Genomic DNA, 13,020 nt, shown 5'->3' on the forward strand with positions numbered 1-13,020 from the left:
CGCCACGGTATGACACACTATTCAAATTTTGGAAATATTATGGTAGGTTCTAAAATATTGCTACCCGCTGTTAAAGTATAATCACGTATTAAATGCTTAAATAGACGTTCTTCTTTATTTACCCCTAACTGATCAAGCATTTTATTTGCTGCATTCGGTATAAAAGGCAGAAGCATTATCGCAATATAGCGTAAAACTTCTAGTAAAGCGTATAACACTTCTAACGTTTTATCTGGATCGATTTTTTTCAAATTCCAGGGTGCTTCGCTATCAATATAGATATTTGCCTCTTCGGCTAAATTAATAATATTTTCAAGAATTTTATTAATCTCTGTTTTGTCCATCAATAAAATATTCTGCTCGACAAATTTACTTGCGGTTTTTAAAATCGGTAGCTCATATATTTTATCTATAACACCTTGCGTAAGCAAAGGCACTTTGGCGTCATTATTCTTATAAACAAAAGATGTAGTACGCTGTAATAAATTACCTATTTTGTTTGACAACTCGCTATTAATACGGGTAATTAAATTACTACGAGCAAAATTGCCGTCCGCACCAAAAGTTACTTCACGCATCAGAAAATACCTAACTTGATCAACACCGAATTCATCAATTAACTTAATCGGATCAATTGTATTACCAAGAGATTTAGAGATTTTCTGCCCCTCATTCGTCCACCAGCCATGAGCCATAATTGTTTTCGGAAGCGGAACTTCTGCAGCCATTAAGAAAGCAGGCCAATAGACGGCATGAAAACGCAAGATATCTTTACCGACTACATGTAAATCAGCCGGCCAAAACTTACCGTAATTACTTTGTTTGTCAGGATAACCAAGTGCTGAAATATAATTAGCCAGTGCATCAAGCCAAACATAAATTATATGTTTTTCATTATTTGACACTTTTATTCCCCAGTTAAAAGTAGTACGCGATACCGATAAATCTTTTAAACCCAATTTAACAAAGCTAATTACTTCGTTACGCCTTGATATAGGTCTGATAAAATCAGGGTTTGCTTCATAAAACTCAAGCAATTTATCCTGCCATTTTGAAAGATTAAAGAAATAGCTAGGCTCTTTAACCCATTCAACTGGAGCACCCGTCGGTGCTAAACCGTCACTAGTAAGTTCCGACTCATCAAAAAAAGCCTCATCTCGCACTGCATACCACCCTTCATACAAACCTTCATAAATAGTGCCGTTATCTAGTAATTTCTGCCAAAAAACAGCTACAGCTTCTTTATGCCTGTGTTCCGTTGTTCTGATAAAATCATCATTGGAAATATGCATAGCAGTCATCAGATGACGAAAATTCTCGGATGTTTGATCGGTAAATTTTTGTGGGTCAATATTTTTATTAATAGCTGCTTTTTCTACTTTCTGCCCATGTTCGTCAGTACCTGTTAAAAACATTACATCGAAACCTCGCAGTCGCATGAAACGAGCGATGACGTCACTTGCAACGCTAGTATAAGCATGACCGATATGGGGAACATCGTTAACGTAATATATAGGGGTAGTAATGTAGTAAGTATTGTTCATAAATGCTTTTTTATTAACTCATGTACTTCAAGTGGACTTAAATCTGAAGCTTTAATTGTTTTTATTCTCTCAGGAAATCTATTACTTAATTCTTTAAAGCAATCATAGATTTTGTTATAAAAATCTATACCTCTTATGTCAAATTTATTGCTCATATTTCGTGAATTGACTCTCTTAATAGCAGTATCCGGCTCTACGTCAATAAAAAACGTAATATCCGGCATAAGAGAAGGCATTAAAGTTTTGTGCAGATTATAAACTAAATCTATGCCGTTTTCTAGCTCTAATCCTTGATAACATAAAGTTGAGTCAATAAACCTATCACATATTACAATATGTCCATCTTGTAGAGCTGGTATAATTTTCCGTGCCATATGATCATAACGTGCTGCCATAGCTTGTAATAGCTCGGACATGGGTAGTAATTCTTCATGTACTAGAATCTCACGCATTTTTTCGGCTACAATAGTACCACCGACTTCACGAGTTAAAATAACCGGAGTATTTTGAGATTGTAAATATTCATAGAGCATTTGAGATTGAGTAGATTTGCCTATCCCTTCCCCTCCCTCAAATGTAATAAACTTTCCTTGTTTCAAATTATTCATTCATTACAATTACTTTAAGCTATAACTTTATAATCATATCTCTTAAAAAAATATTTACAAGGAAGATTACATGCTTATATACTCCTACAAAATGAAGAGCTGTTATACGAAGATCAACTTGGGAAAGAGTAATCGGTCTGTAAGCCGAGGAGCGGAGCGTATATTAAACGTTCAGCATCCGAGGACTTACAAAGACATTGTCACCAATGCTCCAAGTTCATCGAGTATAATCCATTATAAATTTTAAATTATTAATATATGAATAATTCATTAAGTAAAAGGGATTTTTCGATCCTAATCGGTAATGCGATGGATCATTTCGATACTGCACTTTATGGGTTTCTTGCTCCGCTACTTGCTGGTATTTTTTTTCCGAATCATGATAAAGTCGTTGCTTTAATACTGACCTATAGTGTTCTTGCTACGTCTTTATTGACACGTCCCATAGGCTCTTATTTTTTTGGCGTAATTGCTAAAAAATACGGCGGTGTTTTTGCTTTATCTTACTCTTTAATCGGCGTTGCTTTAACAACTAGCCTAATCGGTTTAATACCTTCACATGCTCAAATAGGCTGGCTTGCACCGCTATTATTAGTGTTGCTTAGAACGTTGCAAGGAGTATATTCCGAGGGTGAATGTGCCATTGCTAAATTATTTATTTTAGAGAATAAAGAAGAAAAAAAAGCGTTTAAAGCTTCTTACCTTTATCAAACATCTACTATGGTCGGTATTATTCTTGCTTCATTTATCAGTACTATAGTTTTAAATGTAGAGTATAATACATATTGGCGTTTATGTTTCATATTTGGCGGGCTTACAGCACTGATAGGTTATTTTTTAAGAAAGAGCGAGGATATTGTAGTAAAGCCTTCATTGTCATCCCGCAGCTTGACCGCAGGATCCAATAAAAAAGATAAAATTACTTTACGTAATTTTTGGATACTGTGGTCAAGCCACGGTATGACACCTGGGTCCTCTCCTCGCAATGACGTAGTATCATCACTATTACAAGACTTAACTACAATTTGGCACTATAAACTAAGTATCTTACGCATTAGTTTTGCCATAGGTTTCTCATATATGACTTATATAGTGCCTTTCGTCTTTATGAATAGTTTTATTCCCCTTATCACTGATATATCACTTGAAATAATGATGAAATTTAATATTGAGTTTCTGATTTTTGATATGATTATGATTCCGATAATAGGGCATCTAACCAAAAAGCTACATTACCTTAAAATACTAAACGGTACTCTTATTTTAATGAGTTTAAGCATAATTCCTTTATGGCTCTGCTTGAATAATTCATCTATATGGTATGTTAATTTTGTACGTATTTGGATTATAATACTCGGTGTCGGGTTCTTGGCACCTTTGAACTGCTGGCTAAATGATTTATTTAAAACTGCCGATAAATATATGTTAGTCGGTATCGGCAGCAGTATAGGTGCTTCATTAATTGGACGTCTTACTCCGTCAATCTGCCTAATGCTATGGTATGTAACCGGCAACTCTTTATCAATTGCGGTTTATATAACCGCAATATCGATGGTAACTTTATGGGCTGTTAGAGGAGTTGTTGCACGGGTCAATGTCATTCCTGCTTTCGCAGGAATCCAGTAAAACATATAAAAATTAAATTCTTATATGTTTTTTACTAGAAATGTAATACTTACAGCAACATTAATGTTATTGTTATGGATTCCTGCTTTCGCAGGAATGACATCAAGAACATTATCTAATCCCTAACAAGACTGTTATTAGGAAAAGAATTTAATAAAACACCATACTCAAAACTAATCCGATATAATTATTCGCTCTGAATCTTGTCATACAATTGGCAGGATTTTCAATATCAAGAGTGGCTACTTGCAATATCAGTAAAATTAAAGCAGCTAAAATAGGTAAATAGTCGATATTATGGTTAGCCATTTTTGTTGCTAGAATAAATAACAATATAAAACCTATATAACATATATAAAGCCAAAGCTTAGAATGCTTGTTCTCTAAATATATACTTAACGATTTCACTCCTATTTTCTTATCATCTTTTATATCCATATATCCGTAAATCGTATCATAACCGATGGCCCAAAAACAGCATGCTACATACATAATAATCGCTGCTATATCAAGTGTATCCTGAACTGCCGCATAAGCTATTAAGGCCCCTAACTTAAAGGTAAATCCCAAAAAGATTTGCGGGAAATAAGTAATACGTTTCATTAACGGGTATAGGCTAATCATTATTACCGCAAAAAAACCTGTATATATGGCCGTTTTGTTTAAAAGTAGCAAAATACAAAGTGAGATAACGCTAAGAATAAAGAGTATCACAAGAGCATAAGAAACAGATAAAGCCTGGCTAGCTAAAGGTCGCTCTTTAGTCCTTGCGACATACTTATCAAATTTTCTATCAAATATATCGTTAATAATACACCCGCTACTTCTAGCTGTTATACTACCTAAAATAAATAACGGTAATAAATGTATTAACTCCGTTCTTGAAGGGTTTGCAAGCAGTAACCCAAATAAAGCAGGAAAAAAAACCAGCAAATAAGCTACCAGCTTATCTGCACGCATTAATTTTAAAGTAAGTAAAAGTTTGTCTAGAGTTAGCATATTAAACTTTAAATTTAAATAAATATGGATATTATAGATAATTTAAGATAAAATACGCCACGAAATAAAGCTACTAGATTTTTATGGCTAAAAAATTAAAACATGATTCATTAGTAAAAATAATAATGAACGACTCGGTAGAGTAGTACAAGAATTTTTGGAATATTATTTACCCGATGATTTTAAGAGTTTAGTATATGTATCAAAAATAACGGTAGAACAAGAAAGCTACATTGAGGAATCTTTAAATAAGAAATATAGTAATATAACATATAAAATTAGCACCAATAATAAAGAAGAAGCATTTGTTTATGTATTAGTAGAGGCCCAATCAACAATTGATTATTGGACGGCTTTGCGGTTATGGAAATATACACTATTATTATGTGAAAGACATAAGCAAGGAAAGGATAAATTGCCGCTAGTTTATAATTTAGTTATTTACAACGGTAAAGAAATTTATAATGCTCCAAGAAATCTGTGGAGTTTATTTACTGATAGTGTGATGGCAAAGAAATTAATGGCGGAAGATTATCAATTAGTAGATTTGCAAGCTATGACAGATGATGAAATTGTCAAGAAAAAACATTTAGGTATGCTAGAATATATGATGCAGCATATCCATATGCAGGATATGATCAAACTATGGGAGAAGTTTTTAACAGAGTTTAAGCATATTATAATATTAGATAAAGAAAAAGGTTATATTTACCTAAGATCGTTCTTATGGTATACTGACACAAAATTATCAAAACACAAACAACCGGAATTAGTAGAAGTATTGGATACACATCTATTACCGCAAGATAAGGATACTATTATGAAAACTATCGCTGATACCTATAGAGATAAAGGAAAGGTGCAGGGTATTGAGATAGGCAAAGCTGAGGGCGAACATAATAAGGCAGTAATTATAGCGAAGGAAATGTTTAGTCAGGGCTTTAAAATTCCTGTTATTGCCAAAATTACAGGTCTTCAAGAAACTTTTGTTCGCTCAATTGTAAATAAGTAATTAAGCATGCAAGCACCACTTGCACAAACCCTAAATATCCATATCCTCCCAAAGCAAAGCATCTATTGTCATAATTACATATAACCTTTATAATAATATTCTTGAATCAACTACAAAATCTATGAAAGCATTTCCAAAAAATTATAATTTTACCGAAAATGAAAAAAAGTGGCAGCAAATTTGGCAAGAGAAACAAATTTATGCTTATAATCCAAACGTTGCAAAAGAAGAAACCTATGTAATCGATACTCCGCCTCCGACAGTTTCAGGGCAGTTACATATCGGTCATGTTTATAGCTATACGCAAACCGACTTTATTGTACGTTTTCAGCGTATGATGGGTAAAAATATCTTTTATCCTATGGGTTTTGACGATAACGGGCTACCGACCGAGAGACTTGTTGAACAGCAGAAACAGATCAAAGCTTATAATATGGATCGATCTGAATTTATAAAAATTTGCGAAGAGGTAGTAGAAAGTAAAGAAGAAAAGTTTAGAAGTCTATTTAACCAAATAGCTTTATCGGTTGATTGGAGTTTAGAGTACCAAACTATTAGTCCGTTATCACGAAAAATATCACAAATGTCTTTTCTTGATTTAGTACAAAAAGAGGAAATTTATCGTGCTAATCAACCGATTTTATGGGATCCGGTAGATGGTACAGCTCTTGCCCAAGCCGATATTGAGGATAAGGAAAAAACCTCTTTCATGAATTATATTACGTTTAAAACCGAGCAAGGAGACCCGCTTACTATAGCCACTACCAGACCTGAGTTATTACCGGCTTGCGTAGCCGTATTTTATCACCCTGACGATGGACGTTATAAGCATCTAGCAGGTAAATCAGCTATAACCCCACTTTTTAATGAGAAAGTTCCACTGCTTGCTGACCCTCTAGTACAACAAGATAAAGGTACAGGGCTGGTAATGTGCTGTACGTTTGGTGATCAAACGGATATTACTTGGTGGAAGACGCATAATCTACCTTTAAAAACTATTATCACTAAAAAAGGTACAATACAACATGAAACTTCTATAGATGGATTGAAAATTAAAGAAGCTCGAACAAAAATAATAGATATTTTACAAGAACAAGAGTTGCTTATTAAACAAGAAGACATCACTCATACCGTTAAATGTGCCGAGAGGTCAGGTGCTCCTCTTGAGATACTAACTATACCGCAATGGTTCGTTAAAACTATATCACATAAAGAAGAATTGCTTAAAAGAGCAAATGAGTTAAATTGGCATCCTAAAAATATGAAGATTCGTTTAGAGAATTGGATTAATGCCCTTAGTTGGGATTGGTGTATAAGTAGGCAGCGTTATTTTGGTGTGCCTTTCCCTGTTTGGTACTCTAAAAGAGTAGGTGAGGAAGGAAAAATCTTATATGCCGATGTTACGCAGCTGCCTATCGATCCGTTAAAAGATTTACCTATGGGTTATAGTAAAGAGGAAGTAGAACCTGATTATGACGTAATGGATACTTGGGCAACAAGTTCCGTTGCGCCTCAACTTTCTACTCATGGGATTTCTGACGATTTCGCTGTTAATCAAGATAGGCACGATAAATTATTTCCGATGGATTTAAGACCTCAAGCACATGAAATTATCAGAACTTGGGCGTTCTATACTATTTTAAAAGCTCATTTACACCAAAATACTTTGCCGTGGAAAAACATTATGGTAAGCGGTTGGTGTTTAGCCGAAGATCGAAGTAAAATGTCAAAATCTAAGGGCAATGTTTTAGTTCCTGAAAAACTGCTAGAACAATATGGTTCCGACGTGATACGTTATTGGTCGGCAAATTCAAAGCTAGGTGCTGATACCGCCTATTCTGAAGACGTTATGAAAAACGGCAAAAGGCTTGTTAACAAGCTATGGAATGCCGCTAAATTTGTTTCTATACATTTTGATAAACTGAAAGGTGAAGATAAAAAAGCGAGTTTGCTCGATATTAAAGAAAAAATCACTAACGAGTTTGATAAATGGATGGTTAATAAGCTAGTGGAATTAGTTAAGCTAGCTACAAATGAGTTACAAAACTACGAATATGCAAATGCTATGCATCTGACGGAAAAATTCTTTTGGGTGGTATTTTGTAATAATTATTTAGAAATAAGCAAAACAAGAAGCTATGATGAGGAAAACAAAAATCCACAAGGACAATATAGTAGCATATTAACTTTATATCATGTTATGCAAACGTTACTGAAACTATTTGCACCTTTCATGCCGCATATTACCGAAGAATTATACCAAATATTATATAGTGAAAATTCTATTCATATTAAAGGTAGCTGGGTTAATTACAGTGACTTAAATTATGAAATCGATGCAAAAGGAGCAGAAGGGCTGCTTGAAATACTAGATATCGTCAGAAAATTCAAAGCTGAGAAGAATCTATCTATAAAAGCTCCAATAAAATTGCTTGAAGTTAGCGGCATAGTATTATCTGCAGAATTAGCAGAAGATTTAAAAAACGTCACATCGGCAGAAGAAATACAATTTGAGATGAAAGATGATAAAATTAAAGTCAATATTATTCTTTAAAAATATTATAGGTTTAATATTAATTATATTTGCCGGGATATTGTATTATGCTTATATATTAGAACATGACTGGCGATATGTAACCTTAAGTGATGAACAAGTAAAAAAATACAGGATTAGCGAGAAAAAAGCTATTGCCCTTTATCAGTTAATGAAAGACACTCATGAGCTACTTGGTAAGAATAATATTAATTATTGGATAGACAGCGGCACTCTGCTTGGAGCCGTTAGACATCAAGGCATAATTCCTTTTGACGATGATTTAGATATCGGCATTATGCATGAAGACGAAATATTGCTGCAACAAATATTACCGCAATTTGAGCAACTCGGTTATACTGTTTCCTATGAGAGAGCTTATAATATATGCAAAAAAGCTTGTTTAGATATTTTCATTTTTCATAAAGAACAAAACAAATTTATATATACTAATTTATCGACTCGAAATAAGTATCCAAAGAGTTCATTTTATGATAATGAATTATATCCTTTAAAAAAATATAAATTCGGTAGTATAGAGGTTTACGGTCCCGCTGATCCTATAGGAAATCTAAATAGGCAATACCCAGAATGGGATAAATATGCAATAATATACAGCCCTCATAGCTTACATTTACCTTTTTTATCGAATATCGAGAAAAAAACTAAATTTATATTAACGCCGGAATTGTTAAAACCGGCTCAGCCTTTTAGTCCTTTAGAGGATAGAATAAGCTTTGAAACAAATTGAGATAAAAAAGTCATAACCGGTTGTTTTATATAGATTAAAAAATATTATATCAGCAAGGAAAATGTAATTTAAGGTTCAAGATGATAAAATTAAAGTCGATATTATCCTTTAAAAATATTATAGGTTTAACATTAATTATATTTGCTGGGATATTGTGTTATGCTTATATATTAGAACATGACTGGCGATATGTAACCTTAAGTGATGAACAAGTAAAAAAATACAGGATTAGCGAGAAAAAAGCTATTGCCCTTTATCAGTTAATGAAAGACACTCATGAGCTACTTGGTAAGAATAATATTAATTATTGGATAGACGGCGGCACTCTGCTTGGAGCCGTTAGACATCAAGGCATAATTCCTTTTGACGATGATTTAGATATCGGCATTATGCATGAAGACGAAATACGTTTGCAACAAATATTACCGCAATTTGAACAATTAGGATATCGTGTTAAACATAATAAAATTTATGTAATTTGCGGGGAAAGATGCTTAGATATTTTCGTATTTCATAAAGAAAATGATACATTTGTTCATTTTAATCAAAGTGTGCGTAATAAATATCCAAATGATTTTTTGTATGATTATGAGCTATATCCTTTAAAAAAATATAAATTTGGTAGTATAGAAGTATATGGTCCATCTGAATATAAAGAGAATTTGAATAGACAATATCTAGAATGGGATAAATATGCAATAATATACAGCCCTCATAGCTTACATTTACCTTTTTTATCGAATATCGAGAAAAAAACTAAATTTATATTAACGCCGGAATTGTTAAAACCGGCTCAGCCACTCGGACCGCTAGAAGATAAAGTGAATATAGTCAATTCCGCTACATTTAGTGGTATGTGAGGATACAGCTTATAATTAAATGTCGAATTGGTAATGACTATTTCGATATAAACAACGAAATAGTCATATGATTTACATTTGCCTAGATTACCTTTTTTGCAAAAATTCATATCAAACAAGTTGAGATAAGAAAGTAATAGCCGGTACTATCCATAAACCCGGTTTATCAAAGCAAGAGCCTGAAATAGCTTGTTTATTTTGAATTACTTGAAAACTAAACTCAGGTTTAAGTAATTCATGAAAATATTTTAAGCTTGAAGAAACGGTTGCGTCACTTACTTTTGCTTCCACTAAAATCCACGGTTGGTTATCTTTTGTTATTACTAAATCGACCTCACGTTTTTGTTTATCACGAAGATAGTATAAACCAAAATCACCAAGCCCTGTTTCGTTCCAAAAATATACAGCTTTTAAAAGGTGAGAAGCTACAAGATTTTCAAATCTCGCTCCTATATCTTTTATTTGCGACCAATCCCAAAGGTAAATTTTGGGCTCTTTTATCAAACTTTTTACAACATTTTTAGACCAAGGTTTGATAGCAAAACAATAATAATGCTTTTCTAGCAAAGAGAGCCATCTTCTTATTGTTTGGTCTGAAACTCTAACTTTGTTAGCAAGGTTTGTATAGCTTATAAATGAGCCTGCTTGCTCATTTATAATGCTAGCAAGTAATTCTAACGCATAAATATTGTTGATATCTTCAGTATTCCTTACATCTTCTCTAAATAATTGCTCGAATCTTTGATTACTCCATATTCTATGAAATTTAGCAGTTGCTTTTAAATAACTTTCCGCAAATCCTCCAAAATTTATTAAAGCTTCAAATTCATCTATAGTGATATTTTTTGGGCTTTTTATATAATCAATGTCATTATCAAAATTTTTAGCTATTTCAGATACCGATAACGGATGCACGGTTAAACTTATATAACGTCCCATTAGGCTATCGCCGCCTTTTTTATATATATTTAATTTGGCACTACCTGTTATAATAAATTCAATATTTTCTCCGAATTTATCATAAAATCCTTTTACAAGATTTTTCCAATCTTTATATTTATGAATTTCATCTAATATTAAGCACGGTTTCTTATCGGATATAGTAGAAAGTAGATTTTTAAAAAGTTCGGTGTGTTTATTTAAGATTTTATTTCTATCTTCTAGATAATCCCAATTTAGGTAAATTGAATTAAGATTAGGCTTAATTACTTGTTTTGATATTGTAGTTTTGCCTACTTGCCTTGCTCCGCTTATAAATACAAGCTTACCGTAATTTGTTAGATATTCTTCAACTTGCTTTTTATATAACCTATCCATTATAATATTTCTATAAGTTTATAAAAATATTATAGGCTAATATCGAAATAGTCTTACTTGTAGTATTGAAATTGAGCATTGCCTAGAAAAAGTTGTTTTATAGTTTAATGCCCAAGAAAGCGGGAATGCGTTGTTGCGTGGACCAGTTTCCTAATTGTCATCCCGCGACTTGAGCGCGGGAATCCAGTTTAAAACATGAAAATTTTAGTATTTTAAGTTGTTTTTTTTTGATATCGTGGTCAAGCCAGGGCATAATACCGAACGGGTTTTTCGGTCCACACAACAAGACCTGCGCAGGCATGACATAAAACGAGCTATGCAACAACACCTGCAGTAACGCGCAATGACTATATCAACCTTTTCTAGGCAATGCCAAAATAATGAGTGCAAATTATGTGGTACTTTAGTATTATTGAACATTAAACTTTGCTTCATTCTATGCCTTATTTATTACCAACTATTATAACTACGCTACTTATTTTATTAGCGCTAATAATTTGGTTTTATGTAAAAACTAAAACCTTAAGGACACAGCTACAATTTTTATCAGAGCAGAATCTAGAAATTAGCAATAACAACCAATTATTAAATCAAGAAAAGATAGGATCTTTACAGAAAATTGAGCAATTGAAGTGTAAAATAGAATATCAAGAACAGATTATTAAGGATTCAGAAAAAATAAGAGAAGAGTCATTTTCATCGGCTAAAGCTGCGTTATTTGATTTAGGTCAAGATTTGTCTAAGCAATTAATAGCGATACATAAAATGGAAAACACGGCGGCAAGAGAGCTAGCCGAGAAAAATATCGCTACTGCTTCAGGAAAATTTAATAGTGAGTTTGAGCGGTTAATTACGATGGTGGGAGCATTAAATAAAGATATAGAGCAATCAAAAGGTACGGTTGATTTGATAAAACAGTCTCTGCTTTCTCCGATCGGGGCGGGGCTACTTGCTGAGATTACCCTTGAGAATATCCTAAAATCTTCGGGCTTACGTCCTAATTTAGATTTCATTATGCAATACGGTCTAACTACATCAGATAGCGGAAAGCTAAGACCTGATGCGCTCATTTTTCTTCCTTCCGGTAATTTAATGGTTATTGATTCTAAAGCTTCAAAGTTTCTTGTAGACGAGCAAGATAATAACATGAGTCTTAATAAAACTATGAATTACCATTTAAAATCTTTGGCGAATAAAGACTATGCCGCAAATATTTTAACTAATCTAAACAAAAAGGATCAGAGCTTTAACAATGTTATTACTTTAATGTTTTTGCCGACTGAACAAGCGGTTGAGAAAGTTATTGCAGCCGACCCTGAATTTTTACAAAAAGCTTGGGGCTGTAATATCTTTCCGGTAGGACCTAGCGGACTTATGAATATGCTATCATTTGCAAAATTTCAAATTACCGATCATCGCCGCTCGGAAAATTATAAGGTAATCATTGAAGAAGTGAGAAAGCTATTAAGCTCCATCGGTACTATGGCAGATTATTCTCAAAAGATCGGTAATAACCTGCATAATATGGTTACTAATTACGATAAATTTGCTGCCTCGTTTAATCGTAATTTTATGTCAAGAGTCAAGAATATTCAAAAACTCGGTATTGATTCAGGGAATAAAGCCATGCCGGCTACCTTAGAGCGTTATCAAATCGTTTCCTCTAAATCTGAGATTATTGAAGTGGAAACAGACAATCCACCACAAATAGCAGAAAAATTATAAATAAATTTTTCTCGTAATCAGGTAATTTAAATGTTAAAAAAACTT

At 33.1% G+C, this 13,020-nt stretch carries 10 protein-coding genes; 6 read left to right on the plus strand and 4 right to left on the minus strand.

All coding sequences use genetic code 11. The features are described from left to right. Positions 1-17: 17 nt before the first annotated feature. Complete coding sequence (metG, locus tag A3305_RS01160; protein WP_014392665.1) at positions 18-1,544, minus strand: methionine--tRNA ligase; 1,527 nt, start codon at positions 1,542-1,544, stop codon at positions 18-20. Next, positions 1,541-2,152: a dTMP kinase gene (tmk, locus tag A3305_RS01165; protein WP_045799468.1), complete on the minus strand. Its 612-nt coding sequence runs from the start codon at positions 2,150-2,152 to the stop codon at positions 1,541-1,543. Before tmk ends, metG begins: the two co-directional genes overlap by 4 nt. Before the next feature lie 258 nt (positions 2,153-2,410). Here tmk and A3305_RS01175 point away from each other — a divergent pair, with 258 nt between their 5' ends. Further along, a complete protein-coding gene (locus A3305_RS01175; protein ID WP_014392667.1) occupies positions 2,411-3,778 on the plus strand; it encodes an MFS transporter in 1,368 nt (455 codons plus the stop codon). 150 nt (positions 3,779-3,928) lie between these two features. On the opposite strand, the gene ubiA is transcribed toward A3305_RS01175, so the two are convergent. Next, positions 3,929-4,777, minus strand: a complete 849-nt coding sequence (ubiA, locus tag A3305_RS01180; protein WP_014392668.1) for a 4-hydroxybenzoate octaprenyltransferase — start codon at positions 4,775-4,777, stop codon at positions 3,929-3,931. 157 nt (positions 4,778-4,934) lie between these two features. On the opposite strand from ubiA, the gene A3305_RS01185 reads away from it, so the two are divergent. From A3305_RS01185 to A3305_RS01200, 4 genes are all read left to right on the plus strand, one after another. After that, positions 4,935-5,789 (plus strand): Rpn family recombination-promoting nuclease/putative transposase, encoded by an 855-nt coding sequence (locus A3305_RS01185; RefSeq protein ID WP_014392669.1) that lies wholly within the window; start codon positions 4,935-4,937, stop codon positions 5,787-5,789. 121 nt (positions 5,790-5,910) lie between these two features. Then, positions 5,911-8,343 carry a valine--tRNA ligase gene (locus A3305_RS01190; RefSeq protein WP_014392670.1) on the plus strand — a complete coding sequence of 811 codons (2,433 nt, stop codon included), beginning with the start codon at positions 5,911-5,913 and terminating at the stop codon, positions 8,341-8,343. Next, complete coding sequence (locus A3305_RS01195; RefSeq protein ID WP_014392671.1) at positions 8,312-9,073, plus strand: LicD family protein; 762 nt, start codon at positions 8,312-8,314, stop codon at positions 9,071-9,073. The genes A3305_RS01190 and A3305_RS01195 overlap by 32 nt, the downstream gene beginning before the upstream one ends. Positions 9,074-9,153: 80 nt before the next feature. Further along, positions 9,154-9,933: a LicD family protein gene (locus A3305_RS01200; RefSeq protein ID WP_014392672.1), complete on the plus strand. Its 780-nt coding sequence runs from the start codon at positions 9,154-9,156 to the stop codon at positions 9,931-9,933. A gap of 111 nt (positions 9,934-10,044) precedes the next feature. Here the strand turns inward: A3305_RS01200 and A3305_RS01205 are convergent, their stop codons facing one another. After that, entirely contained in the window at positions 10,045-11,250 is a 1,206-nt protein-coding gene (locus A3305_RS01205; RefSeq protein ID WP_014392673.1) for an ATP-binding protein, read from the minus strand. A gap of 438 nt (positions 11,251-11,688) precedes the next feature. Here A3305_RS01205 and A3305_RS01210 point away from each other — a divergent pair, with 438 nt between their 5' ends. Further along, positions 11,689-12,975, plus strand: a complete 1,287-nt coding sequence (locus A3305_RS01210) for a DNA recombination protein RmuC (RefSeq protein WP_014392674.1) — start codon at positions 11,689-11,691, stop codon at positions 12,973-12,975. Positions 12,976-13,020 lie beyond the last annotated feature (45 nt).

This window comes from Rickettsia amblyommatis, from assembly GCF_002078335.1.
In the GTDB taxonomy this organism is placed as follows: Bacteria; Pseudomonadota; Alphaproteobacteria; order Rickettsiales; family Rickettsiaceae; genus Rickettsia; species Rickettsia rickettsii.